The following is a 24556-nucleotide window of genomic DNA, read 5'->3' on the forward strand; positions in this document are numbered from 1 at the left end:
TCCATGCTCATCACCTGCCCCTATTGCGGCCCGCGCGACGTCATCGAGTTCACCTATCAGGGTGACGGCAACCGCCAGCGCCCACAGCCCGCCTCGCAAAACCTCGACGCCTGGAACGCCTACGTCTACGACCGGCTGAACCCGGCCGGCGACCACAATGAGATCTGGCAGCATTCCGGCGGCTGCCGCGCCCATCTCAGGCTAGTGCGCAACACGCTGACGCACGAGATTTCCAGCACCGCCTTCGCGCGCGGCGACCACAGCTCGGTGGCGCGGCACAGGGCTGAGGACAAGTCATGAGTCCGCGCCGCACCGAGGCCGGCGGCCGCATCGACCGGCTGCGGACCATCCGTTTCACTTTCGACGGCGCGCCCTATACCGGCAATGCCGGCGACACACTGGCTTCGGCGCTGCTGGCCAACGGCGTCACCCTGTTCGGGCGTTCGTTCAAATATCACCGCCCACGCGGCGTGCTGACATCAGGCGTCGAGGAGCCGAACGCGCTGGTGACCGTGTTGAGGGGCGAGGTTCGCGAGCCGAACATCCCCGCCACCATGGTCGAAATCTATGACGGACTGACGGCGGTCAGCCAGAACCGCTTCCCCTCGCTTGCCTGGGACGTCAACGCCATCAACCAGCTCGGCGGCAAGCTGCTGTCGGCCGGCTTTTACTACAAGACCTTCATGGGACCAGTGATCGGTCCACTGAAAGGCACGCGCTTCTGGATGTTTTGCGAGCATTTCATCCGCCGTGCCGCCGGCTTGGGCAAGGCGGGCATCGCTGCCGATACGGCGCGCTACGAACGCATGAACGCATTTTGCGATGTGCTGGTGGTCGGCTCCGGCCCGGCCGGGCTGATGGCCGCCAGGGCGGCCGCCGATCAGGGCGCTCGCGTCATCCTTGCCGAGCTCGAGCCGCATTTCGGCGGCTCCGCCAACTGGTCGGGCGAGACGATCGACGGCATGCCAGGGGCGGACTGGGCGGCGCGGGCCGCGGGCCAGCTCGAAGGCCGTGACAATGTCCGCCTGCTGCCCCGTACCACGGTGTGGGGCTATTACGACGGCAACACGCTGGCCGCGCTCGAACGCGTCACCGACCACAAGGAAACGCCCGGCAAGGGCGAGCCACGCCATCGCTACTGGGCGATCCGCGCCAAATCGGTGGTGCTGGCCACCGGCTCCCTGGAGCGTCCGCTGGTATTTCCGGGTAATGATCGGCCAGGCGTGATGCTGGCGCATGCGGCAGAGCGCTATGCCAATGAATATGGCGTGCTGCCGGGCGACAGGATCGCGCTGTTCACCAACAATGACAGCGCCTATCGCGCGGCACTTGCGCAGAAGAAAGCCGGTGCCGTGGTGGTCGCCATCGTCGACGTGCGCCCGGAGCTTTCGAGCGAGATGCGCAAGCTCGCCGGCGAGGCCGAGGCCGAGATCTTTTCCGGCCACGCGGTGATCGCCACCGAGGGCGGCAAGGCGCTTTCCGGCTTCAAGGTGCAGCGCTTCGACATGGCCAATGGCGCGCTTTCCGGCGACGCGCGCAGTATCCACGCCGACTGCCTGCTGATGTCTGGCGGCTGGTCACCGACCATCCATCTGGCCAGCCAGGCCGGCGCCAAGGCGGAATGGAACGCCGCGAGACAAGCCTTCCTGCCGCCAAAGCCAACACGGCAATGGATCGGCGCCGGCGCCCTCACCGGAAGTTTCTCCACCGCCGAGGCGATCGCCGAAGGCCGCGCCGCCGGCCTTTCCGCTGCGGGCGCAACCGCCACGCCGGCGGCCTTGCCTGCCGTCGAGGCAGCACCTGGCGATCCCGATCCGGCGCCAGTGTTCGAGATCAAGGCCAAGGGCAAGAGCTTCGTCGACTTCCAGCATGACGTGACGGCGGAGGACGTGCGGCTTGCTCATCGCGAAGGCTTCGTCTCGGTCGAGCATCTGAAGCGCTATACCACGCTCGGCATGGCGACCGACCAGGGCAAGAGCTCCAACATACCCGGCCTCGCTATCATGGCCGAGGCGCTGGGCAAGCCGATCCCGGAGGTCGGCACGACCCGCTTTCGCCCGCCCTTTTCGGCGGTATCGATCGGTTCGCTTGCCGCCGAACGCTTCGGCGATCTGAGGCCCGAGCGGCTGACGCCGATGCATGACTGGCACGTCGCCAACGGCGCCACCATGTATTCGGCCGGCCTCTGGTATCGGCCGATGATCTACGGCCATCCTGGCGAGACGATCGAGCAGGCCTATGTGCGCGAGGCCAGAGCGACGCGCGAGAGCGCCGGCATCGTCGATGTCTCGACGCTTGGCAAGATCGCCGTGCAAGGCCCGGACGCGGCGGAATTCCTCGACCGCGTCTACACCAACATGTTTTCGACGCTGGCCGTCGGCAAGGCCCGCTACGGGCTGATGCTGCGCGAGGACGGCCTCGCTTTCGACGACGGCACCACGTGGCGTCTCGGCGAGCAGGATTTCCTGATGACAACCACCACCGCCAATGCCGGCAAGGTGATGCAGCATCTGGAGTATTTCCTCGACGTGATCTGGCCGGAGCTGAAGGTCCACGTCACCTCGGTGACCGATCAATGGGCCGGTGCCGCCATCGGCGGGCCGAAGGCAAGGCAGATATTGGCCGCTTGCGTCACCGGCACCGCCGTCGACAATGCTGCCCTGCCCTTCATGGGCATCGTGCACGGCGAGATTGCTGGCGTGCCGGTGATGATCTGCCGACTATCATTCTCCGGCGAGATGGCCTTCGAGGTCTATTGCGGCGCCGGTTACGGCTCGCATGTCTGGGAGGCGCTGATCGAGGCCGGCAAGCCGTTCGGACTGGTGACCTACGGCCTGGAGGCGCTGGGCACCATGCGCATCGAGAAAGGCCACGTCACCGGCGCCGAGATCGACGGCCGCACCACGGCGCGCGACCTGCATCTCGACTGGATGCTGTCGAAGAAGAAGCCGTTCATCGGTTCGGCGATGATGGACCGCGAGGGGCTGATCGCGCCCGACCGCCTGGAACTCGTCGGCCTTGTTTCGCTCGATAACCAGCCGCTCAACGGCGGCGCGCACATCGTCGAGGAGCTTGACGAAGCCAATCCGCACGGCTCGCTTGGCCACATCACCGCCTGCTGCTATTCGCCGGCTCTCGGCAAATATATCGCACTTGCCCTGGTCAAGGGCGGCAAGGCGCGGCACGGTTCGCGCGCCTATGTCTCCGACCCGTTGCGCAACCGGTTCGGGCCGGTCGAGATCGTCTCCAACCACTTCTTCGATCCGGACGGGAGCCGCATGCATGGTTGAGCGCCAATCACCGCTTGAGCCGATGCTGCATCCAGGCTCGCATGGCAATTTCGAGCACGGTGTCGAAATCATCCTCTCCGAAACCAGGCCGGGTTCGATCCTGCAGCTCGCAGCTTGGCCCGGCGAGGAGAAGACGTTGATGGCCGGCATCCATGCGGTCACCGGCCTGACTTTGCCCGACGGCGCCGGCGGCGGTGTCACGGACGGCGTTAGGTCGGTGTTCGGCTTTGCGCCGGGAAAGTTCACAATGGTCGATGAAGCCGAGGGATTGGCATCGGCCTTTGCCAATGTCATCACTCCGGCCATCGGTACGGTGACCGACCTTTCGCATGGCCGCACCGCAATCCGCATCGCCGGGCCGAAGGCCGAGTGGGTTTTAGCAAAATTCTTCGCCATCGACTTCGCGCTGCCGGCCTTCCCGATCGGCGCCGGCCGCTCGACCGTGCATCACGACGTCTTCGCCCAGATCCAGCGCACCGACACCGATCAGTTCGACATCTATGTGTTTCGCTCGTTTGCCCGCTCGTTCTGGAAGGCGCTCTGCCACGCCAGCGAAGAAGTCGGCTACGAAGTACAGTAGACCCGAGAAGGCGCGTCGTCACTTTATCTGGCGAACGTCACCCACTCTTCCGGCGGCGCGCGGTCGGTGCGGAAGGCATTTTCGGGCTTGGACGTGTCTTCATGGCCGAGCGCCATGCCGCAGACGACGATCTCCTCGTCGGGGATGTTGAGCACCGGCCTGATCTGCCGGTGATAGGGCGCGAAAGCAGCCTGCGGACAGGTGTGCAGGCCCCTGCCCCGCGCCGCGATCATGATGTTCTGCAGGAACATGCCGTAGTCGATCCACGACCCCTTGTTCAGCCGCCGGTCGATGGTGAAGATCATGCCGACCGGCGCATCGAAGAAGACGAAGTTGCGGTCGTGCTGCGCGCGCATCCTGTCGACCTCGCGCCGGCCGATGCCGAGCACGCCGTAGAGACCGAAGCCGTTGGCCCGCCGCCGCGTCAGATAGGGTTCGAAGAACTGGTCGGGATAGTAGCGATATTCGTCCCACTCCGCCTTTTCGGCGCGGATGCCCGAGCTGAGGATGGCGTCGGTGATGCGCTGCTTGATTTCGCCCTTGGTCACATAGACCCGCCAGGGTTGCATGTTGGTGCCTGAAGGCGCGCGCGCAGCAATGGCAAGAATATCGCGGATGGTGTCGTCGTCGACCATATCGGGCAGGAAAGCGCGTACCGACCGGCGCGAGGTGATCGCGTCATCGACGATCGCCGTCGCAATCCGGGAGTTGTTTTCCAGCATAGGCCGTCCCTTTGCGCAGGATCTCGAAAACCGGCATTCCGGAAAGGATCATGCGCCGACTAGAAGTGATGGAGCATCCTTGCGCGTCTTTTTTTGAACGCCCGATACCCTATCCGCCTCGACCGGACCCCCCCACTCACCGCTCGTGCGCCGAGCCTTTGCCCGAACCGTCAAAATGGCGCAAGTAAATCTTCTGGGTTCATGAAATTCCTCTTGATTTTTTCATGAACCTGCCGTCACATGAAATTTGTCTGGAATTTTTCATCAAGAGAATAAATTTGCCCTCGACCGCCGCCAGATCGGAACAGGACAACGGCGAACGGCTGCTGGCCGGAGACATTCGCGAGTTGCGTAAGGCGCGCGGCCTGACGCTTGCCGAAATCGGGCTGAAGCTCGGCCGTTCGGTCGGCTGGGTCAGCCAGGTCGAGCGCGGCCTGTCGATCCCGTCGCTCGGCGATCTCAGGGCCTTTGCTGAATTGTTCGGCGTGCCGGTCAGCCTGTTCTTCAGCCATGACGTGCCCGTCGAGACCGAACGCGGCGTGGTCGTGCGCGCCGGCAGCCGGCGCGTGCTTGGCACAAGCGATTCCGGCCTGGTGGAGGAGCTGCTGTCGCCCGATCTCGGCGGTAGCTTCGAGATGCTGCGTTCGGTCTTCGCGCCGGGTGCCGAGCTGAACACCGAGGCGCGCCGGCCGACCGAGGAAGCCGGCTACGTCGCTTCCGGCAGCTTCGATATCGAAATTGCTGGCGTCTGGCACCGGCTCGGCGAAGGCGACTCCTTCCGCTTCGACGGCAAGCCGTTCCGCTGGCGCAATCCTGGAGCGGAACCGGCTGTGGTCATCTGGGTGGTTTCGCCGCCTGTCTATTGATCTGGGAGAAGAATATGGCCGGTTTGCCGACCACGGCACGCGTGGTGATCATCGGAGGCGGTGCCGTCGGCGCCTCCTCGCTCTACCATCTCGCCAAAGCGGGCTGGACCGACTGCGTGCTTCTGGAGAAGAACGAGCTGACCTCCGGCTCGACCTGGCATGCCGCCGGCAACGTGCCGACCTTCTCCTCATCATGGTCGCTGATGAACATGCAGCGCTATTCGACCGAGCTCTATCGCCGGCTGGCCGACGAGGTCGGCTATCCCATGAACTACCACGTCACCGGCTCGCTCAGGCTGGCCCATAGCACCGAGCGCATGCAGGAATTCCAGCGCGCCAAGGGCATGGGCCGCTACCAGGGCATGGACATCGACGTGGTCGGCCCAGACGAGATCAAGCGCCGTTACCCCTTCATCGAGACGCATGAGCTGAAAGGCGCGCTGTACGATCCGAGCGACGGCGACATCGATCCGGCGCAGCTGACCCAGGCGCTGGCCAAGGGCGCGCGTGACATGGGCGCGAAAATCATCCGCTTCTGTCCGGTCACCGGCGTGCGCCGCGAGAACGACGAGTGGGTGGTCGAGACGCCGCAAGGCGAGATCCGCTGCGAGATCGTCGTCAACGCCGCCGGCTACCGCGCCGCCGAAGTCGGCAGGATGTTCGGCCGCGAGGTGCCGATGATGGTGATGAGCCATCAATATATCCTGTTTGAGGAAATCCCCGAACTGGCCGCGTGGTCGAAGGGACAGGGCAAGAAGCTGCCGCTGCTGCGCGACGTCGACACGTCCTACTATCTCCGCCAGGAAAAGAACGGCATGAATCTCGGCCCCTATGAGCGCAATTGCCGCGCCCATTGGGTCGGCCACAACGACCCGATGCCCGACGATTTCTCGTTCCAGCTGTTTCCCGACGATCTCGACCGGCTGGAGCACTATCTGGCCGATGCCGTCGCCCGCGTGCCGATCCTCGCCACCGCCGGCCTGTCCAAAGTCATCAACGGGCCGATCCCCTATGCGCCGGACGGCAACCCGCTGATCGGGCCGATGCCCGGCGTGCCGAACGCCTTCGAGGCCTGCGTCTTCACCTTCGGCATCGCCCAGAGCGGCGGCGCCGGCAAGGTGCTGGCCGAGTGGGTGACCGAGGGCCAGACCGATTGGGACATGTGGTCCTGCGATCCGCGCCGTTTCACCGCCTTCGCCTCGGCCCCGGACTATTGCGTTGCCAAGGGCATGGAGATTTACGGCAACGAATACGCCATCCAGTTCCCGCGCCATGCCTGGCCGGCTGGGCGCGACCGCAAGCTGTCGCCGCTCCACGGCCGCATCAAGGCGCTCGGCGCCTGCTTCGACGCCTATAATGGCTGGGAACGCGCCACCTGGTATGCACAGGCAGGCGACGATGTCTCTGAAGAATCCACGCTGACCTTCCGCCGCGACGGGCCGTGGCAGCATCGCGTGCGCGAAGAATGCCTCGCCGTCCGCGATGCCGCCGGCATTTTGGACCTGCCGGGTTTTTCCCGCTTCAATCTCGATGGTCCAGGTGCCGCCGAGTGGCTCAGCCGGCAGGCCACCGGCCTGGTGCCGAAACCCGGCCGCATCGGCCTCGTCTATTTTGCCGACGACAAGGGCCGCATCGTCACCGAAATGTCGGTCGTCCGTCACGACGAAGACCTGATGACGCTGATCACCGCCGCGGTGGCGCAATGGCATGATTTCGAATGGCTGAAATCGCGCATGCCAAAGGACGCGACGTTCAAGTTGACCGACCGGACAGAGGAGTATTCGACCCAGATCCTCGCCGGCCCCAACTCGCGAGACATCCTTGCCGAACTCTGCGCGGCCGACCTCACTCTGCCATGGCTGACCCATCAAGAGACATCGATCGCTGGCCGCTGGGCAAAGCTGGTGCGGGTGTCCTTCGCCGGCGAGCTCGGCTGGGAAATCCACAGCAAGATCAACGATACCGCCGCCATCTTCGACGCCGTCTGGGCGGCAGGGCAGAAGCACAGCCTGAAGCCGTTCGGCATGTACGCGCTGGATTCGCTGCGGCTCGAAAAAGGCTACCGTACCTGGAAGGGCGACCTGTCGACCGACTATTCGATCCTGCAGGGCGGGCTGGAGCGCTTCGTCAGATGGGACAAGCCCGACTTCCGCGGCAAGACGGCGCTGCAGAACGAGAAGCAGCAGGGCGTCGAGAAACGTTTCGTCACGCTGGTCATCGAAAATCCCGGCGATTGCGACGCGCCCTATATGTCGACGCTGTGGCATGACGGTCGGATCGTCGGCGAGACGACATCCGGCGGCTGGGGTCATCGCGTCGACCAGTCGATCGCGCTCGGCATGCTGCGCGCCGACCTCACCGAGCCGGGAACGGCTATAGAGGTCGAGATCTTCGGCGAGCGGTTCAAGGCGGTCGTGCAGAAGGATGAGCCGTTATGGGATCCAAAGAACGAGAGGCTCAGAGCATGAAGAAAGTCATCCTCACCGATGGCGGCATGGGCCAAGAGCTGGTCCGTCGCAGCAGCTCCGAGCCGACGCCGCTATGGTCGGCCAGGGTGTTGATCGACGAACCGGATCTGGTGCGGGACCTGCATGCGGAATTCATCCGCGCCGGCGCCCGCGTCATCACCATCAACACCTATTCCGCAACGCCCGAGCGGCTGGCGCGCGAGGGTGCCGAAGAGCTGTTCAAGCCGTTGCAGAAGCGCGGCGTCGAGCTTGCAAGGCAAGCCCGCGACCAGGCCGGCGACGCGGCCATCGCCGGCTGCCTGTCGCCCCTGTTCGGCAGCTATGCGCCAGCGCTGACCATCTCCTTCCAGGAGACGCTCGACATCTATCGCCGCATCGTTGCCGAGCAGGCGGACGGCGTCGATCTGTTTCTGTGCGAAACCATGGCGTCGGCCGAAGAGGCGCGCGCGGCCGTCACCGCGGCATCGGAAAGCGGCAAGCCGGTCTGGGTGTCGTGGACGCTCGCCGACCACGGCGCGCCACGCCTGCGCAGCGGCGAAACCATTGCGGCGGCGTCGGGCGCTCTCGACGGCCTGCCGGTTGCAGCTAGACTGATCAATTGCTGCCGGCCTGAAGCGGTCAGCGCTGCCCTGCCCGAACTGGTCGCGCTTGGCGGCCCGGTCGGCGCCTATGCCAACGGCTTCACCTCGGTCGAGGCGCTCAAGCATGGCGGCACCGTCCACGTGCTGCATGCGCGCCACGATCTTGATCCGGAGGCCTATGGCGATCAGGCGATGGGCTGGGTCGAGGCCGGCGCCGACATCGTCGGCGGCTGCTGCGAAGTCGGACCCGCCCACATCGCCGCCTTGCGCGACCAGCTCAAACAGGCCGGTTATGAAATTTCGGGAGTAGCGTAATGCCCAGGCCATCATCGCGCATTTCCGGCATCGTGCCTTCGGACAAGGATGGCTGGGAGGTTCATTCCGCTGCCTGGGCGCGCAAGCAGGCCGGCGAGGACATCATCATGCTGTCGGTCGGCGACCATGATTTCGATACGTCGAGCGAAACGATCGAAGCCTGCGTGACGGCGGTTCGCGCCAGCAACCACCACTACACCCCGCTTGCCGGCGTTCCGCGCCTGCGCAAGGCGATGGCGGCGGCCTCGACGCTCTGCACCGGGGTTGCGACCAGCCCCGACCAGGTCATCGCCACGCCGGGCGGGCAGGCAGCGCTCTACGCGGCGGTGCAGGCCGTTCTCGACCAGGGCGACCATGCCATCGTCGTCGCGCCCTATTACGCCACCTACCCCAACACCTTCAGCGCGGCGGGCGCCGAGTTCACCGTCGTCGAGACACCCGCCGAGGACAGCTTCCAGCCGCGCGCCGCCGACATTCGCGCGAGCCTTCGGCCGAACACCCGCGCCATCCTCATCAACACGCCGAACAACCCGACGGGTGCCGTCTATTCGCGAGAGCGCCTGGAAGAACTGGCGCAGATCTGCCGCGAGCATGACCTCTGGCTGCTGTCGGACGAGGTCTACTGGACGCTGGGCGGCGGCGAGCACATTTCGCCGCGCTCATTGCCTGGCATGGCCGAACGCACTCTGGTCATCAATTCGATGTCCAAGAGCCACGGCATGACCGGCTGGCGCATGGGCTGGCTGACCGGACCCGAACAGATGATCTCGCTGCTGACCGACCTCAATCTGGTGATGACCTACGGCCTGCCTGCCTTCATCAGCCTCGCCTGCGCCGAGGCGCTGGAAAACGGCTACGGCGTCAAGGAGATCGCCGAACGCTATGCCGCGCGGCGCACCGTCGTTCTCGATGCCATGCGCGGCATGAACAACGTCACCGTGCGCGGTTCAGAAGGCGGTATGTATGTCATGCTTGATATATCCGCCATCGAGCCGGACGACGAGAAATTCGCCTGGGCTTTCCTCGACCAGGAAAAGGTCGGCGTCATGCCCGGCTCGAGCTTCGGCGAGGCCGCCGCCGGCCATATCCGCGTCAGCCTCTGCCAGCCTGAGCCGGTGCTGATGGAAGCTGCCACGCGCTTGCGCCGCTTCGCTTCCAGCTATCGCCGCGAGGCCGCATGACCACCCTGCCCGCCAAAACCATCCCCACCAAGGCAAGGGCGGTCATCATCGGCGGCGGCGTCTCCGGCTGCTCGGTCGCCTATCATCTGGCCAAGCTCGGCTGGACCGACATCGTCCTGCTCGAGCGCAAACAGCTGACATCGGGCACGACATGGCACGCCGCCGGCCTGATCGGCCAGCTGCGCGGCTCGCAGAACATGACGCGACTGGCGAAATACTCGGCCGATCTCTACGTCAAGCTCGAGGCAGAGACCGATGTCGGCACCGGCATGCGCCAGGTCGGCTCGATCACCGTGGCGCTGACCGAGGAGCGCAAGCACGAGATCTATCGGCAGGCGTCTCTCGCCCGCGCCTTCGATGTCGACGTGCGCGAGATTTCGCCTGATGAAGTCAAGGAGATGTATCCGCATCTCAATGTATCCGATGTGGTCGGCGCCGTGCATCTGCCGCTCGACGGCCAGTGCGACCCGGCCAACATCGCCATGGCACTGGCCAAGGGGGCGCGCCAGCGGGGTGCGACGATCGTCGAGAATGTGAAGGTCACCAAGGTCCATACCAGGGCCGGCCGCGTCACCGGCGTGTCCTGGGCGCAAGGCGGCGAGCAAGGCGTGATCGAGGCCGACATCGTCGTCAACTGCGCCGGCATGTGGGCGCGCGAACTTGGCGCCCAGAACGGCGTCACCATCCCGCTGCATGCCTGCGAACATTTTTACCTCGTGACGGAACCGATCCCCGGGCTCTCCCGCCTGCCGGTGCTGCGCGTGCCGGATGAGTGCGCCTACTACAAGGAAGATGCCGGCAAGATGATGCTCGGCGCCTTCGAGCCGGTGGCCAAGCCCTGGGGCATGAACGGCATAAGCGAGGATTTCTGCTTCGACCAGTTGCCCGAGGCCATGGATCATTTCGAGCCGATCCTCGAAATGGGCGTCAACCGCATGCCGATGCTGGCAACCGCCGGCATCCACACCTTCTTCAACGGCCCCGAAAGCTTCACCCCGGACGACCGCTACTATCTCGGCGAGGCGCCGGAGCTTTCCGGCTACTGGATGGCGACCGGCTACAATTCGATCGGCATCGTCTCCTCCGGCGGCGCCGGCATGGCGCTGGCGCAATGGATCAATGACGGCGAAGCGCCGTTCGACCTCTGGGAGGTCGACATCCGCCGCGCCCAGCCGTTCCAGAAGAACCGCCGCTATCTCAAGGAGCGCGTCTCCGAAACGCTCGGCCTGCTCTATGCCGATCATTTTCCCTACCGGCAGATGGCAACGTCGCGAAACGTGCGGCGTTCGCCGCTGCACGAACACCTGAAGGCGCGCGGCGCCGTGTTCGGCGAGGTCGCCGGCTGGGAGCGCGCCAACTGGTTTGCGCGCGAGGGCCAGGAGCGCGAATACCGCTATTCGTGGAAACGGCAGAACTGGTTCGACAACCAGCACGAGGAACATCTAGCGGTCAGGAACGGCGTCGGCCTGTTCGACATGACCTCATTCGGCAAGATCCGCGTCGAAGGCCGCGACGCCTGCGCTTTCCTGCAAAGGCTCTGCGCCAACGACATGGACGTGGCGCCGGGCAAGATCGTCTACACCCAGATGCTCAACCAGCGCGGTGGCATCGAGAGCGATCTCACCGTCTCGCGGCTGTCCGAAACCGCCTTCTTCCTCGTCGTGCCCGGTGCCACGCTGCAGCGCGACCTGGCCTGGCTGAGAAAACACCTTGCCGACGAGTTCGTCGTCATCACCGATGTGACCGCTGCCGAAGCCGTGCTTTGCCTGATGGGACCGGATTCGAGACAGCTGATTCAAAAGGTCAGCCCCAACGATTTCTCAAACGAGAACAACCCGTTCGGAACGTTTCAGGAGATCGAAATAGGCATGGGCCTGGCCCGCGCCCACCGCGTTACCTATGTCGGCGAACTCGGCTGGGAGCTTTATGTCTCGACCGACCAGGCTGCCCATGTCTTCGAGGCGATAGAAGAGGCCGGCACCGATGTCGGCCTGAAGCTCTGCGGCCTGCACACGCTGGATTCCTGTCGCATCGAAAAAGCGTTTCGGCATTTTGGCCACGACATCACCGACGAGGACAATGTGCTGGAGGCCGGCCTCGGCTTCGCAGTGAAAACGGCCAAGGGCGACTTTCTCGGCCGCGATGCGGTGCTGAAGAAGAAAGAAACCGGCCTGTCACGCCGCCTGGTGCAGTTCCGCCTGAACGACCCCGAGCCCCTGCTCTTCCACAATGAGGCGATCCTGCGCGACGGCACGATCGTCGGCCCGATCACCTCGGGCAATTACGGCCATCATCTCGGCGGCGCGATCGGGCTTGGCTACGTGCCCTGCCAAGGCGAGAGCGAGGCGGATGTGCTGGCGTCGTCCTACGAAATCGAGATCGCCGGCGAGCGCTTCGCCGCCGAGGCCTCGCTCAAGCCGATGTACGATCCCAGGTCGGAACGGGTGCGGATGTAAGCTCTTCTTCCTTCTCCCCGTTTACGGGGAGAAGGTGGCCCGAAGGGCCGGATGAGGGGCGGCGCCAGGGTCCGGAAAGCTTGCGCTGCCCCTCATCTGCCTGCCGGCATCTTCTCCCCGTAAACGGGGAGAAGGACGCTGATCACGCGGCTCAGTCCCCCGCGTCAGAACGCGTCCATCTTGGCCGCGACCTTCGCGATGAACCTCGCCCGTTTCTCATCGGTCGACAGGTTCATTGAATAATGCGCGAGATAGGAGACCGACCCGCCAGGCTTGATGGTGGCGCGCAGCACCCGATTGACCAGCTTGCGCGGCGGGTCGCCCATCAGCATGGCGCGGAATCGGCTGCCGCCATAGGTGGTGACCGCCACCATCTTGCGAATATTGTGCAGCGACGGCTGCACCTTGCCGTCGACCAGCTTGAACGACACGCCAGGTAGGAAGACGCGATCGAAAAAGCCTTTCAGAATGGCCGGATAGCCGAAGTTCCACACCGGAAACGACAGCACCAGCGCCTCGGCCCGCAACAGGCGCTCGACATAAGGCGCCGCCGGATCGCCGGCACTGCGCGCGTCGTGATAGGACAGCCGTTCGGCCCGCGTCAGCCTGGGATCGAAACCCTCGGCATAGAGATCGCAATCGTCGACCACATGGCCGGCCGCCTTCAGCCGCTCGACGATCGTCCGGTGCAGATCGGCGTTGAAGCTGGTCTCCACAGGATGAGCATAGAGGACGAGGACGTTCAACCCGCCTTCTCCAGCCCCTTGAACAGGAACGACTTGCCCGAGCGATAATCGTAGTCCGGATTCTCCCAGGCGATCATCTTGCCGGGATTGAGCAGCCCTTGCGGGTCGGTCTCGCGCTTGAAGGCGAGCTGCACCTCGTCCGTCCGCTTCATGCCGCCCTCTTCCAGCGTGTAGCGGTGCGGGTTGAAAATCCAGCAGCCATTGTCCTCGTGGATCCGGATGATCTCGTCGAGGCGCTCCGCCGTGGTGAAACGGACCAGCGGCAGCCCGGCAATGCCGATGGCGCCGTCAAAGCGGATGAATTCGAGATGCGCCGGCACCTCGTCGCCGAAGCGGTCGACCATCGCTTTGACGTGGCCGAGGTGGTCCGGCGACGGGTAGCGGGTCTGCAGATAGGTGATCGTCGGATCGACCCGGATGGCGCGCAGCGTCGTGTGGTTCCAGGTCAGTTCATAGGCCGGCGGCAGCCCCTTGAGATCGGCCTCCTTGTCGGCACGAAAGACGATCTCGCCCTTGCTGCGCGCCGTGAAGGCGAGGAAGGCATCCATCGCAGGCGGCGCGATCATCAGGACGACAATGCTTTGGCCGCGCCGGAAAAACCTTTGGTGCCGTTTGAAATAATCGTAGGGGATCGGCGCGGCGATTGGCGTGATCAGTTTCGCCAGGATGCCGTCCTGGACGGCGAGATCATTGCCGAAGCCGGCTGCATCCATGAAATCGTCGAAGCCGACGATAACGTCGATCCAGTCATAGCTGGCGGTCAGCGGCATCTCGACTTCGGTGATGATGCCGTTGGTGCCGTAGGCGTGCATCACCTTCAGCACGTCCTCGCCGGTGAGCTCCATGACACGCGGCTCCGCCTCCATCGTCACGGTCCTCAGCCGTATGACGTTGCCGAGGTCGCGCAAGCCGCCCCAGCGGATCGAACCGACGCCGCCCGAGCCGCCGGCAACGAAGCCACCAATCGACGCGGTGTTGTAGGTTGACGGCGACATGCGGAGCTCCTGGCCGGAATGCGCCCGCGTCGCTTTGTCGATGTCGGCCAGAACCGCACCCGGTCCGGTCACCACGCGGCCCGGCGCGATCGTCTTGACCGCGTTCATTTCGGCAAGGTTGAGCACGACGCCGCCGGACAGGGGCATCGCCTGCCCATAATTGCCGGTGCCGCTGCCGCGCGGCGTCACCGGCACACCATGTCGGTGGCAGGCGGCGAGCACGCGGACGACCTCATCTTCCGTTTTCGGCGTCACGATCAGGTCGCCGGTGACGTGCTCGAGCTGCTGCTTCAGCACCGGGCTATACCAGTAGAAGTCACGGCTCTTCTGCTGGACGATCGCCGGATGGTCGTCGATCCTCAAACCGTCCAGGTCGCGCTTCAGCCCGGCAATATCCATCATTCCACCATCAAATCATCGAGTTCGGCATAATCGGGCAGCTGGCGTTCGATCGCTTGCCCGCCGCGCACGACGATGCGATCCGATTCGGGCCGCGACAGCAATTCCGTCCAGCTTCGCCCCCTGAAGACGACGAAATCGGCCGGCCCGCCGGCGGCAAGCGTGCCGAAGCCGTCGAGCCGCATCACCTTGGCCGGTGTCGCGGTCACCGCTTGCGGCCAGTCGGCCACCGGATGGTCGAGATGCAGGATACGTGTCGCCATGCGGTAGACCTCCAGCATGTCGAGATCACCATAGGCATAGAACGGGTCGCGCGTATTGTCGGAAGCGACGGCGACGGCAATGCCGCGCGCCTTCATCTCGTGCAGCAGCGTCACCCCGCGCCAGCGTGGCGTCGTCTTGTCGCCGCGCCGGTCCTGCAGATAAAGATTGCACATCGGCAGCGACACCACCGCCAGGCCGGCCTTGGCGACCTTGTCCAGCGTGTCGAGCACGTCGAGATCGGGCTGGCGTGCCAGCGAGCAGCAATGGCCGACCATGATTTTTCCCTCAAAGCCGTTCCAGAGGGCTGCTTCGGCGATCTTCTTCAGCGAGATCGCCGAGACATCGTCGGTCTCGTCGGCATGGAAATCGAGGTCGAGGCCATGCTTGATCGCCTGCGCAAACACCTGGTCGAGCAGTTCTTCGAGATCCGGCACCATATAGGTGACGACGCCGAGCACTCCCTTGGCACCAGCCACCCGTTTGGCCAGCCTCTCGAACCATTTCCTGTCGCGCACGCCCTCGATGCCGAGCAGGCAGGCCGCCTGCAACTCGATGCGGCCGCGCCATTTCTCCCGCATCGTCTCGAACACCGGCCAGGAGATCTCTTCCTGCGGAGCAACGCTGTCGAGATGGGTGCGCAGCGCCCTGGTGCCGTGCGCATAGGCCGAGCGCAGCGAGAAATCCATGCGACGGGCGACGTCGTCGGCGCTCCAACGCGCCGCGCGATCGGCGCCGGTCGCGTTCAATGCACCCATGAAAGTGCCGTCGGGATTGGGTTTTCGAGGCCAGATATGGCCCTTATCGATATGGGTGTGGCAGTCGACGAAGCACGGCATGACGATGCGGCCGGCGAGATCGAGGGCGTCCGCAGGTGTTCTGGACTGGCGATGCGCCGCAATGCTGGAAATCCTGCCCTCCGCGATAGCGATATCGGCGAGTGCAAGACCGTCGGCGTCGAAGGCAGCCGCAAGCCCCGGCGTCAGGGAGGCGTGAAGCCGGACGTTGGTGAGGACATACGAACCGCCCTGGGGAATGCTGCTGGCTTGCGGCACCGTCATCGCTCCTGTTTCAGCGCGCTTTCGTGCCAGCGCCGCAAAACGAGATGCGAGATCAGCGACAGCACCAGGAAGATCAGAATGCCGGTGAGCGAGATTAGAATCAGCGCCGCGAACAGCCTTGGCGCGTTGAGCCGGTAGCCGGCCTCGATGATGCGTGAGGCGAGGCCAGACGACTGGCCGGTGGCGCCGGCGACGAACTCTGCCACCACCGCGCCGATCAGCGACAGGCCGCCGGCGATCTTCAGCCCGCCGAGGAAATAAGGCATTGCCGCCGGCAGCCGCAGATAGCGCAATTGCTGCCAGCGGGTCGCACCGTTGAGCTTGAACAAATCGCGCAGATTGCGGTCGACGGAGTTGAGGCCGAGCGTGGTGTTGGAGAGGATCGGGAAGAAGGCGACGATCCAGGCGCAAAGCAGCAGCTTTGTTGTCTGATCGTTGACATAGATATTGATCAGCGGAAAAATCGCGACGATCGGCGTCACCTGCAGCACGATGGCGAACGGAAAGAACGACATCTCCACCCATTTCGACTGCGCGAACAGCACCGCCAGCCCGACGCCGCCGACTACGGCGAGAAGCAGGCTGAAGAATGTGATCTTAAGCGTCACCAGCAGCGAGGAGAACAGCAGCCCGGCATCGTCATGCAGCGTCTGCAGCACCACGCCGGGGCGCGGCAGGATGTATTTCGGGATATCGTTCCAGACGCAGATGCGGTCCCACAGCCAGATCGCCAGGATCATGATCGCCAGCGGCAGTAGCCATCTGCCGATGCGCTCGAAGCGCTCCTGACGGAGGCGGCGCGCCTCCTCCGAGTCGAGCGCCAGGACTTGTTGTTCAATGGCCGTCATGATGCGGTCCGACAGTTGAGTTGATGGCGCCGATCAGCACGTCGGATGCCTGGCGGCAGAGCGCGGCATAATCGGGCGAGGTGCGAAACGCCTCGTCGCGTGGATAGGGCGCATCGACACCAAGCTCGGCAAACACCCGGCCCGGCCGTGCGGCCATGACGACGACGCGGTTGGAGAGGAAAACGCTTTCGAAGACGCTGTGGGTGACGAAGACGACGGTAAAACGCTCATCCTGCCATAGCTCCAGCAGATCGTTGTTGAGCTTGAAGCGGGTGATCTCGTCGAGTGCCGCGAACGGCTCGTCCATCAGCAGAATGCGCGGTTTGGTCACCATGGCGCGGGCGATCGAGACGCGCATCTTCATGCCGCCCGACAGTTCGCGCGGCACGGCATTCTCGAAGCCGGTCAGGTGGACCCGCGCCAGCATCTCCATTACCGCCGGCGCCGCCTTGGCCCGCGACACACCCTTCAACCGCAGCGGCAGCCAGACATTGTCGAAGACATCGGCCCATGGCAGCAGCGTCGGCTCCTGGAAGACGAAGCCGATATTCGAACGGTCGAAGGTGCCGCTGCCGCGCCAGTCGAGCACACCGGAGGTCGGCGTCGACAGGCCGGCAATCAGCCGCAGCGCCGTCGATTTGCCGCAGCCCGACGGTCCGAGCAGGCTGAGGAAATCGCCTTCCCGGATCGTCAGCTCGACATTGCTGAGCGCGGCGACGCCGTTGGAAAAGATCTTGCCGACGCCGCGCAGCGCCAACAGCGTCGGCCCCGATACACTTCCCGGCTGTTGCGCCACTTTCTCCAGCTTCACGGCTTACTTCTTCAGGTCGAGCCCGACGCTCTTGTTGACGAAGGCCAGCGTGTAGGCCTTCTTGATGTCGATGCCCGCCGGCGAGACCTTGGCCTTGACCATCTTGTCGTAAAAACTCTGGATGCGCGCGTCGGTCATGGCGCCGATGCCGAGCTTTCCGCTGTCGCCTGAATCGACCACGCCGAACTTCTTCAGCTGCTCGATCGAGAAGGCGATCTGCTCATCTGTCATGTCCGGATTTTCCTTCTTGATCATCTCGTTGGCGGCCTTGTTGTCGCCGTAGAGATAATTGTACCAGCCCTTGGCCGACCCATCGACAAAGCACTGGACCACCTCGGGCCGCTTGTCGATCGTCTCCTGCATGGTCTCGACCGTCGTCGCATATGTGTCCCAGCCATAGTCGGCCAGCAGGAACTGGTTCGGCGTGAAACCGCCCTGCTTCTGGACGGCGAATGGCTCCGAAGTGACGTAACCCTGCTGGATCGACTTCTTGTTGGCAATGAACGGCGCCGGGTTGAAGGTGTAGGGCACGCGCTTGGCGGCATCGAAGCCCAATTCCGTCACCATCCACTGGAAGAAGGTCTGCGTGCCCTCGTCACCCAGGATGTACTGGTCGGCGTTCTTCAGATCCTCCCATTTGTCCAGCCCCTGGCCGGGCTGGGACATGATGACCTGCGGATCCTTCTGGAAGTCGGCGGCCACGACGCGCATCGGTATGCCTTGCTGCACGGCATCGAAGGCCGACAGCAAATTGCCGCCCATGTAAAAATCGATCTTGCCGGCCAGCAACAGCGGTCGGCCGCTGACCTGTGGGCCGCCCTGCATGATCGTCACGTCGATGCCGCAGGCCGCATAGGTGCCGTCCGCCACGGCCTGGTAGTAACCGCCATGCTCCGGCTCGGCCAGCCAGTTGGTGCCGAAGGTGACTTTTTCGTTCGCTGCCGCGGCAAGCGTGCCTGCGCCAAGCAGCACGATCACGCCCGCCGAAATCTTGAGTTTTCCGTACATCCACACCACCCTTTGTTCGCTCCGGCGCGTCACGCGCCGGGCTCGACACCATTGTTTCAAGAAGCAAGACACATGCCACCGGCTTCTTGTGCCGGGATCGCCCGCTTGCGAATGAGCCGCACGCCAAGACCGGACGGGTCATGCTGTACGGAAGGCATCGTGCCTATTTTTTGAACGCCTGTCCATAATCGCCCTCGTGACATGCACGACCATCTTGATGGCCGCATCGATCCGGCCTTAGAGCGACGTGCGTCCACTTGGACGCACAAAGTACGCTCTAAAACTTTGAATCTTCGCATCTGCTTTCCGAAAATCGATCCCGATTTTCGGGCCGATGCGATAGGCTGCCGTGAACGGAGATTGCCATGTTTAAATTTCTCACGCCGAAGTCGATCAAGCCGCCCTTCGCCCGCTACAGCCATGGCGTCGAGGTGCCGCCCGGCAAGCGGCTGGTGCTGTGTTCGGGCCAGGTCGCCATCACGGCGGACGACCAGATCCCCGAGGAGGCCGGCGCACAGGCCGAGCTCTGTTTCCAGAACATATCGGCGATTCTCGGCGAGGCCGGGCTCGGCCTGTCCGACATCGTCCGCATCAACGCCTACGTCACAGATCGCGCCTTCCTGCGACCCTATATGGAGGTTCGCGACCGGCTGTTCGCCAGCCCGGCGCCGGCCTCGACGCTGATGATCGTGTCCGGTTTCGCCCGGCCGGAATTCAAGGTCGAGATCGAGGTCATTGCGGCGGGATGATCGACAGCCGATCGTTCCCGCGTTAGGTCTGGGCTTGTCGGTTCAAGGGGCATGAAATGATCGCTGCAAAAAAACGCGTATGGTGGGGTGACTACCGCACCACCGAATATGCGACCATCGATCCAGAGGCGACTATCGCCATTCTGCCGGTGGCTGCGATCGAGCAGCACGGCCCGCATCTGCCGGTCTCGACCGACACTTCGATCATGAACGGCATGCTGGAAACGGTGATCGCGCGCCTGCCCGGCGATCTCGACATCCGCATCCTGCCGGTCCAGGCGGTGGGCAAGTCGAACGAGCACTTGCATGCGCCCGGCACGCTTACGCTGCCGGCGGCGACGTTGATCGAAGCGTGGACCGAGCTTGGCCTGTCGATCGCGCGCGCCGGCATCCGCAAGCTGATCGTCGTCAATTCGCATGGCGGCAATGAGGAGATCATGGGCATCATCACCCGCGAATTGCGCGTGCGGGCAAAGATGCTGGCGGTAAAGACCAGCTGGCAGCGTTTTGGCCGGCCGGCCGGCATGTACACCGAGCTCGAAGACCGCCACGGCATCCATGGCGGCGACGTCGAGACCTCGCTGATGCTGCATTTCCGGCCCGACCTCGTCGATATGGGCAAGGCCGACAATTTCGTTTCCAAGGTCGCGCGCGCCGAAAAGGAATTTTCGCTGCTGCGCCACACCGGAACGCACGCCTTCGCCTGGATCGCCAGCGACCTCAACCCGAACGGCGTTGTCGGCGACGCCAGCATTGCGACCGCCGAAAAGGGGCGGCTCACCGCCGAGCATCAGGCCGACGGCTTCATCAGCCTGGTGACGGACGTGCGCAGGGCCAGGCTTGCAGATTGGTTGGCTTAGGAGGCTATCCGCCAGCGTCGCGCCGCCCCTCACCTGCCTGCCGGCATCCTCGCCCCGTAAACGGGGCGAGGGACGCCATCATCGGCGGTTTCGCCAATCGCCAGCGTTGAGAAAAGGCGCCAGCGTTGCTGTCAGCCCCTTCTCCCCCGTCACTATACTGGGAGAAGATGCCGGCAGGCAGATGAGGGGCAGCGCCGATATCGGAAATACCTGCCGCGATCGCAGCACGATTAGGACGCGGTTGCTTGGTGGCTTTGATGAGTCAAATAACTGCCCACAAAACTAGAAATCAAGCATCGATCTTCAACGCAAACGGCGCGCCTTCAAACGCCTCGGCGCCGCGCCCGATCGCCTCGATGGCGCGGCTCATGCGGCCGTCGCGCTCGAGCAGTGCGTCGGCAATTGCGATCAGCCGCGGATTGGGCGTCGCGGTGGGCGACAGCGCGCGCAGCGTCTCGGCCAATTCGGCCTCGTCGCGCTTCGGCGCCAGCGCTGCCGCGATGATGTAGGCCGAGGCGGTCGAACGGCTGATGCCGGCATAGCAATGCACGACCAGCGGCCGCGAGCGATCCCATTGGCGGGCGAAATCGAGCAGGTTGCGGACATGCTCCTCGCCCGGCATGGTCATGCCCTCCTGCGCCACCGCAATGTCATGCATGACCAGATGCAGATGGTTTTCCCTGGTGATCGAGGACGGTCGCATCACCTCCGTTCCGGCAGCGAGCAGCGAAAGCAGCCGCTCGGCGCCGGTCCTTGCCACCGTTTCCTCGATTTTTGCCAGGGAACAAACATGGATCATCGCGAAATCTCCTTGGCCCCATCGTCGCTCCGCGCGGCCCAGCCGGCAAGCGCTGATTCGAGCCGCCGCCATTCTTCGTCGGTTCCGGGCAGGCCGGCGCGCAGCACATCCGGCCGGCCGGAGAAATGCCGAAGCAGGATGCCGCATTGGCCGAGCACCGAAAACAGGCCGGCGGCGTCCGCCAGGCGAAGATAGCGGAACAACGTGGTGCCACCGGCGACAGGCACGCCGAAGCGGCCGAACAGCGCATCGAGCCGCGCGGCATCCTCGGCCAGACGGCGCCGCATCCCGGCCTGCCAGCCGACGTCGGCAAGCGCCCTTATGCCATATTCGAGCGCCGGCCCGGCAACCGCCCACGGCCCGAATTGCGCCTCCAGCCGTTCGACCGTCAGCGCATCGGCCAGTGCAAAGCCAAGCCGCAGACCGGCCAAGCCGAAGAACTTGCCGAACGAACGCAGCACGACGATGCCACCCTGGTCGACGTCGCCGGCCAAGCTTTCGCTGCGCGGGCCGACATCCATGAAGGCCTCGTCGACCACCAGCAGCCCGCCTCTGGCGCGCAATTTCGCGGCAAGGCGAAGCAATCTTTCGCGCTCGACGACGCGCCCGTCCGGGTTGTTGGGATTGACGACGACGGCAAGGTCGGCGGCCGCCAAGGCTTCGAAATCATCGACTTCAGCCGCCGCATGGCTGGCGATCGCCGCTGCCCGCCGATGCTCGGCATAAGTCGGCCCGAGCACCAGCGCCTTGCCTGGGCTGACCAGCGAGGCGACGCGCGGCAACAGGATCTGCGTGCCGGGCGCGGCTGCGACGTTCGCCGCCGAAGGTGCGCCATAGGCGCTTGCCGCGACCGCGGCCAATTCACGGGCACGCGCGGCTTCCGGCAATCGCGACAGGGCGGTGGCGGGCAAATCGAAAAGCGGGTAGGAGTGCGGATTGATCCCGGTCGAGAGGTCGACGAAAGGCAGTGGCGCGTGAGGGAAAAGTGCCCTCGCCCGGCCAAGGCTTCCGCCGTGGTCCACTGCCGCCGTCACTCCATCAAGAGACTTCATGTCGATCCTGATCACTTTCCTGTCGCTAGCCATCGAACTTGTACTCGGCTACCCGGCCTGGCTCTTCGATGCCATTGGCCATCCCGTCACCTGGTTCGGCAGGCTGATATCCTTTCTCGACCGCAGGCTCAACCGCGCCACTGATTCCGACGCCCACCGTCGCCGCTGGGGCGTCGTCGCGCTGCTGGTGATCGTGCTGGTGCCGGCCGCCCTCGCCTTCTGGGTCGAAGCCATGCTTTGGAGCTTTCCTCTCGGCTTGTTGATCACGGCAATCCTGGCGACGTCGCTGCTGTCGCAGAAGAGCCTGGCCGAGCATGTCGAAGCGGTGGCCGACGCACTCGACACCGGCGGACTGGACATGGGCCGCATTGCCGTCTCGCGGATCGTCGGCCGCGACCCGGAAAAGCTCGACAGGGCCGCTGTCTGCCGCGCCGCGATCGAAAGCCGGGGCGAGAAGTTTTCCGCCGGCGTCGTGGCGCCGGCCTTCTGGCTCGGCGTTGGCGGGCTGGCCGGCGGCGTCGCCTACAAGGCCGCCAACACCGCCGATTCGATGATCGGCCACCGCACCCCGCGCCACGAGGCCTTCGGCTGGGCCGCTGCGCGCTTCGACGATTGGATCAACCTGCCGGCGTCGCGGCTGACGGCGCTGCTGATCGTGCTTGCCGCCTTCCTGGTCAAGGGCGCCGATGCCAGAGGCGCCTGGCACGCCGTGCGGCGCGATGCGAAAAAGCACCGCTCGCCCAATGCCGGCTGGCCGGAAGCGGCGATGGCCGGTGCGCTCGGCCTGGCGCTCGCCGGCCCGCGCTCCTATGACGGCGTCCTGGTCGATGACGCGTTGATGGGCGAAGGCGGCCGGCGCGACGACATCGAGAGCACCGACATCAGGCGGGCGCTGAAACTCTACCGGGTCGCCGACCTTCTGCTGATCGCGCTGTTCGGGATGATTTCGGCGCTCGTTATCTTTGCGTGACCTGCGCTCGAGATTGAGATCAAATAAAAACCCGCCATGCGGCGGGTCATCGGCGCGAATCAGCACCATAGCTAGATTAGTAGCATAGCTGCCGGCACAAAGCAAGAACAAAGTTGCCCGTCAGCGCTGGACCTGGCTTCATTCCAGCTTGGTTTCCTCGCCCCACGAAGTGGGGAGAGGTGGCTCGGCGAAGCCGAGACTGAGAGGGGACCCGCGCTCTACGAAGCCCCCTCTCCGGCCGCTGCGCGGCCACCTCTCCCCCGCTTCGCGGAGGGCGAGGAACCCAGGTCTTGAGAAGTCGGTGGGCAGCCTTGGCAAGCGTCATCCGAGTTGGACCTTCGTCCGAAATGTCCCGAGGCAAGCCCTCAGAACTCTATCCCCTGCTGCGCCTTCACTCCGGCGGAGAAGTGGTGCTTCGTCACGCCCATCTCGGTGACCAGATCGGCCGCCTCGACCAATACCGGCTTGGCGTTGCGGCCGGTGACGACGACATGCAGGCCTTCGCGACGGGCCTTCAGCTCCGCGACCACTTTTTCGACGTCGAGATAGTCGTAGCGCAGCGCGATGTTCAGCTCGTCGAGCACCACAAGGCTGATTGACGGCTCGGCCATCAGTTCGAGCGCCCTCGCCCAGGCGGCCTCGGCCGCCGCGATGTCGCGCTTCAGGTCCTGCGTCTCCCAGGTGAAACCCTCGCCCATCGCGTGCCAGACGACGCGGTCGCCGAAGCAAGCAAAGGCGTCCTTCTCGCCTGTATGCCACTTGCCCTTGATGAACTGGACGACGCCGACGCGCTTGCCGTAGCCGAGCATTCTGAGCGCCAGCCCGAAGGCGGCCGTGGTCTTGCCCTTGCCCGGCCCGGTGTTGACGATCAGCAGCCCCTTCTCGACGGTCTTTGCCGCGACCTCGGCATCCTGCACCGCCTTGCGCTTGGCCATCTTGGCGCGGTGGCGTTCCTCGTCCTTGGGATCGATCTCTTTGTCCCTGATATCAGCCATGTCATTTCACCTTGAGCGGCAGCCCCGCCACCATCAAAAGCACGGTGTCCGCGACAGAAGCGACGTCCTGGTTCAACCGGCCGGCGGCGTCGCGAAACCGTCTTGCCAGCGCATTGTCCGGCACGATGCCCTGACCGACCTCGTTGGACACCACGAACCAGGGTCCGCGCGGTCGCGACAGCACATCCGCCAGTCCTCGGCATTCGGCATCGCAATTATGTTCGGCCAGCATATGGTTGGTCAGCCATAGCGTCAGGCAGTCGATTAGCACCGGCTGGCCGTCGGGCAGCGCTCCGATCGCGCCGGCAAGATCAAGCGGCGCCTCGATGGTCGTCCAGCCGGCGCCGCGCCGCGAGCGGTGCAGGGCGATGCGCTGATGCATCTCCTCGTCATAGGCTTGCGCCGTGGCGATATAGCTCCACGGCGCCGGACAGGCCGTCACCAGCCTTTCGGCATGCGCCCGCAATCCAGAGCGCGGCCAGTCGATTTTAAACAAAAGACCCGGCCCACCACTCCGGTCGTGGAGAAAACGGTGGTGGCCGG

The 24556-nt window shown here is 64.5% G+C and carries 22 protein-coding genes; 11 read left to right on the top strand and 11 right to left on the bottom strand.

Annotated features, from left to right (window positions below):
- The first annotated feature begins 3 nt into the window (after nucleotides 1–3).
- From NKJ08_RS18330 to NKJ08_RS18340, 3 genes are read left to right on the top strand one after another with little or no spacing between them, the layout of a single operon-like run.
- Entirely contained in the window at nucleotides 4–300 is a 297-nt protein-coding gene (locus NKJ08_RS18330) for a sarcosine oxidase subunit delta (RefSeq protein WP_352528137.1), read from the top strand.
- Entirely contained in the window at nucleotides 297–3290 is a 2994-nt protein-coding gene (locus tag NKJ08_RS18335) for a sarcosine oxidase subunit alpha (protein WP_352782532.1), read from the top strand. The genes NKJ08_RS18330 and NKJ08_RS18335 overlap by 4 nt, the downstream gene beginning before the upstream one ends.
- On the top strand, nucleotides 3283–3870 hold the full coding sequence (locus tag NKJ08_RS18340) for a sarcosine oxidase subunit gamma (protein ID WP_352528133.1): 588 nt from the start codon (nucleotides 3283–3285) through the stop codon (nucleotides 3868–3870). The genes NKJ08_RS18335 and NKJ08_RS18340 overlap by 8 nt, the downstream gene beginning before the upstream one ends.
- Nucleotides 3871–3893: 23 nt before the next feature.
- Here the strand turns inward: NKJ08_RS18340 and NKJ08_RS18345 are convergent, their stop codons facing one another.
- Nucleotides 3894–4592, bottom strand: a complete 699-nt coding sequence (locus NKJ08_RS18345) for a nitroreductase (protein ID WP_352782534.1) — start codon at nucleotides 4590–4592, stop codon at nucleotides 3894–3896.
- Nucleotides 4593–4870: 278 nt separating this feature from the next.
- On the opposite strand from NKJ08_RS18345, the gene NKJ08_RS18350 reads away from it, so the two are divergent.
- From NKJ08_RS18350 to NKJ08_RS18370, 5 genes are read left to right on the top strand one after another with little or no spacing between them, the layout of a single operon-like run.
- The gene (locus NKJ08_RS18350; protein WP_352782536.1) at nucleotides 4871–5458 is read left to right on the top strand and encodes a helix-turn-helix domain-containing protein; all 588 of its coding nucleotides are present in this window, start codon (nucleotides 4871–4873) and stop codon (nucleotides 5456–5458) included.
- Nucleotides 5459–5472: 14 nt separating this feature from the next.
- On the top strand, nucleotides 5473–7926 hold the full coding sequence (locus NKJ08_RS18355) for a GcvT family protein (RefSeq protein ID WP_352782538.1): 2454 nt from the start codon (nucleotides 5473–5475) through the stop codon (nucleotides 7924–7926).
- A complete protein-coding gene (locus tag NKJ08_RS18360; protein ID WP_352528125.1) occupies nucleotides 7923–8822 on the top strand; it encodes a homocysteine S-methyltransferase family protein in 900 nt (299 codons plus the stop codon). Before NKJ08_RS18355 ends, NKJ08_RS18360 begins: the two co-directional genes overlap by 4 nt.
- Nucleotides 8822–10003, top strand: a complete 1182-nt coding sequence (locus NKJ08_RS18365; protein ID WP_352782540.1) for a pyridoxal phosphate-dependent aminotransferase — start codon at nucleotides 8822–8824, stop codon at nucleotides 10001–10003. The genes NKJ08_RS18360 and NKJ08_RS18365 overlap by 1 nt, the downstream gene beginning before the upstream one ends.
- Nucleotides 10000–12459 (top strand): GcvT family protein, encoded by a 2460-nt coding sequence (locus NKJ08_RS18370; protein WP_352528121.1) that lies wholly within the window; start codon nucleotides 10000–10002, stop codon nucleotides 12457–12459. The genes NKJ08_RS18365 and NKJ08_RS18370 overlap by 4 nt, the downstream gene beginning before the upstream one ends.
- Before the next feature lie 164 nt (nucleotides 12460–12623).
- On the opposite strand, the gene NKJ08_RS18375 is transcribed toward NKJ08_RS18370, so the two are convergent.
- Genes NKJ08_RS18375 through NKJ08_RS18400 form a run of 6 tightly spaced genes read right to left on the bottom strand, consistent with a single transcriptional unit; the run spans nucleotide 12624 to nucleotide 18588 of the window.
- Nucleotides 12624–13205, bottom strand: a complete 582-nt coding sequence (locus NKJ08_RS18375; RefSeq protein WP_352528119.1) for an NAD(P)H-dependent oxidoreductase — start codon at nucleotides 13203–13205, stop codon at nucleotides 12624–12626.
- Nucleotides 13202–14602 (bottom strand): FAD-binding oxidoreductase, encoded by a 1401-nt coding sequence (locus NKJ08_RS18380; protein ID WP_502895994.1) that lies wholly within the window; start codon nucleotides 14600–14602, stop codon nucleotides 13202–13204. Before NKJ08_RS18380 ends, NKJ08_RS18375 begins: the two co-directional genes overlap by 4 nt.
- Nucleotides 14599–15921, bottom strand: coding sequence for a cytosine deaminase (locus NKJ08_RS18385; protein WP_352779770.1), 1323 nt, complete (start codon nucleotides 15919–15921; stop codon nucleotides 14599–14601). Before NKJ08_RS18385 ends, NKJ08_RS18380 begins: the two co-directional genes overlap by 4 nt.
- Nucleotides 15918–16769 carry an ABC transporter permease gene (locus NKJ08_RS18390; RefSeq protein ID WP_352528115.1) on the bottom strand — a complete coding sequence of 284 codons (852 nt, stop codon included), beginning with the start codon at nucleotides 16767–16769 and terminating at the stop codon, nucleotides 15918–15920. The genes NKJ08_RS18385 and NKJ08_RS18390 overlap by 4 nt, the downstream gene beginning before the upstream one ends.
- A complete protein-coding gene (locus tag NKJ08_RS18395) occupies nucleotides 16756–17580 on the bottom strand; it encodes an ABC transporter ATP-binding protein (RefSeq protein ID WP_352782543.1) in 825 nt (274 codons plus the stop codon). Before NKJ08_RS18395 ends, NKJ08_RS18390 begins: the two co-directional genes overlap by 14 nt.
- A gap of 3 nt (nucleotides 17581–17583) precedes the next feature.
- Nucleotides 17584–18588: an ABC transporter substrate-binding protein gene (locus tag NKJ08_RS18400; protein ID WP_352528111.1), complete on the bottom strand. Its 1005-nt coding sequence runs from the start codon at nucleotides 18586–18588 to the stop codon at nucleotides 17584–17586.
- 365 nt (nucleotides 18589–18953) lie between these two features.
- Between NKJ08_RS18400 and NKJ08_RS18405 the strand changes: the two genes are divergently transcribed.
- Nucleotides 18954–19337: a RidA family protein gene (locus tag NKJ08_RS18405; protein WP_352528109.1), complete on the top strand. Its 384-nt coding sequence runs from the start codon at nucleotides 18954–18956 to the stop codon at nucleotides 19335–19337.
- 56 nt (nucleotides 19338–19393) lie between these two features.
- Nucleotides 19394–20197, top strand: a complete 804-nt coding sequence (locus tag NKJ08_RS18410; protein ID WP_352528107.1) for a creatininase family protein — start codon at nucleotides 19394–19396, stop codon at nucleotides 20195–20197.
- 289 nt (nucleotides 20198–20486) lie between these two features.
- Here NKJ08_RS18410 and NKJ08_RS18415 read toward each other — a convergent pair whose 3' ends face one another.
- Both NKJ08_RS18415 and cobD read right to left on the bottom strand, forming a co-directional pair.
- On the bottom strand, nucleotides 20487–20996 hold the full coding sequence (locus NKJ08_RS18415) for a tyrosine phosphatase family protein (protein WP_352528105.1): 510 nt from the start codon (nucleotides 20994–20996) through the stop codon (nucleotides 20487–20489).
- The gene (gene cobD, locus NKJ08_RS18420; RefSeq protein WP_352528103.1) at nucleotides 20993–22048 is read right to left on the bottom strand and encodes a threonine-phosphate decarboxylase CobD; all 1056 of its coding nucleotides are present in this window, start codon (nucleotides 22046–22048) and stop codon (nucleotides 20993–20995) included. The genes NKJ08_RS18415 and cobD overlap by 4 nt, the downstream gene beginning before the upstream one ends.
- Here cobD and cbiB point away from each other — a divergent pair.
- A complete protein-coding gene (gene cbiB, locus NKJ08_RS18425) occupies nucleotides 22047–23018 on the top strand; it encodes an adenosylcobinamide-phosphate synthase CbiB (RefSeq protein WP_352782547.1) in 972 nt (323 codons plus the stop codon). The two genes, cobD and cbiB, sit on opposite strands and share 2 nt — an antisense overlap.
- 365 nt (nucleotides 23019–23383) lie before the next feature.
- Here the strand turns inward: cbiB and cobO are convergent, their stop codons facing one another.
- Nucleotides 23384–24013 (bottom strand): cob(I)yrinic acid a,c-diamide adenosyltransferase, encoded by a 630-nt coding sequence (gene cobO / locus NKJ08_RS18430; RefSeq protein ID WP_352782549.1) that lies wholly within the window; start codon nucleotides 24011–24013, stop codon nucleotides 23384–23386.
- A 1-nt stretch (nucleotide 24014) separates the two neighbouring features.
- Nucleotides 24015–24509: a bifunctional adenosylcobinamide kinase/adenosylcobinamide-phosphate guanylyltransferase gene (cobU, locus tag NKJ08_RS18435; RefSeq protein ID WP_352782554.1), complete on the bottom strand. Its 495-nt coding sequence runs from the start codon at nucleotides 24507–24509 to the stop codon at nucleotides 24015–24017.
- Nucleotides 24510–24556: the final 47 nt, after the last annotated feature.

The sequence above is a fragment of the Mesorhizobium sp. M0244 genome, assembly GCF_040321795.1.
In the GTDB taxonomy this organism is placed as follows: domain Bacteria; phylum Pseudomonadota; class Alphaproteobacteria; order Rhizobiales; family Rhizobiaceae; genus Mesorhizobium.

Bases quoted from the DNA above. Each gene is read 5' to 3' on its own strand.
- NKJ08_RS18330 (WP_352528137.1), top strand. From the start codon at position 4: ATGCTCATCACCTGCCCCTATTGCGGCCCGCGCGACGTCATCGAGTTC.
- NKJ08_RS18335 (WP_352782532.1), top strand. From the start codon at position 297: ATGAGTCCGCGCCGCACCGAGGCCGGCGGCCGCATCGACCGGCTGCGG.
- NKJ08_RS18340 (WP_352528133.1), top strand. From the start codon at position 3,283: ATGGTTGAGCGCCAATCACCGCTTGAGCCGATGCTGCATCCAGGCTCG.
- NKJ08_RS18345 (WP_352782534.1), bottom strand. From the start codon at position 4,592: ATGCTGGAAAACAACTCCCGGATTGCGACGGCGATCGTCGATGACGCG.
- NKJ08_RS18355 (WP_352782538.1), top strand. From the start codon at position 5,473: ATGGCCGGTTTGCCGACCACGGCACGCGTGGTGATCATCGGAGGCGGT.
- NKJ08_RS18360 (WP_352528125.1), top strand. From the start codon at position 7,923: ATGAAGAAAGTCATCCTCACCGATGGCGGCATGGGCCAAGAGCTGGTC.
- NKJ08_RS18365 (WP_352782540.1), top strand. From the start codon at position 8,822: ATGCCCAGGCCATCATCGCGCATTTCCGGCATCGTGCCTTCGGACAAG.
- NKJ08_RS18370 (WP_352528121.1), top strand. From the start codon at position 10,000: ATGACCACCCTGCCCGCCAAAACCATCCCCACCAAGGCAAGGGCGGTC.
- NKJ08_RS18380 (WP_502895994.1), bottom strand. From the start codon at position 14,602: ATGATGGATATTGCCGGGCTGAAGCGCGACCTGGACGGTTTGAGGATC.
- NKJ08_RS18385 (WP_352779770.1), bottom strand. From the start codon at position 15,921: ATGACGGTGCCGCAAGCCAGCAGCATTCCCCAGGGCGGTTCGTATGTC.
- NKJ08_RS18390 (WP_352528115.1), bottom strand. From the start codon at position 16,769: ATGACGGCCATTGAACAACAAGTCCTGGCGCTCGACTCGGAGGAGGCG.
- NKJ08_RS18400 (WP_352528111.1), bottom strand. From the start codon at position 18,588: ATGTACGGAAAACTCAAGATTTCGGCGGGCGTGATCGTGCTGCTTGGC.
- NKJ08_RS18405 (WP_352528109.1), top strand. From the start codon at position 18,954: ATGTTTAAATTTCTCACGCCGAAGTCGATCAAGCCGCCCTTCGCCCGC.
- NKJ08_RS18410 (WP_352528107.1), top strand. From the start codon at position 19,394: ATGATCGCTGCAAAAAAACGCGTATGGTGGGGTGACTACCGCACCACC.
- NKJ08_RS18415 (WP_352528105.1), bottom strand. From the start codon at position 20,996: ATGATCCATGTTTGTTCCCTGGCAAAAATCGAGGAAACGGTGGCAAGG.
- cbiB (WP_352782547.1), top strand. From the start codon at position 22,047: ATGTCGATCCTGATCACTTTCCTGTCGCTAGCCATCGAACTTGTACTC.
- cobD (WP_352528103.1), bottom strand. From the start codon at position 22,048: ATGAAGTCTCTTGATGGAGTGACGGCGGCAGTGGACCACGGCGGAAGC.
- cobO (WP_352782549.1), bottom strand. From the start codon at position 24,013: ATGGCTGATATCAGGGACAAAGAGATCGATCCCAAGGACGAGGAACGC.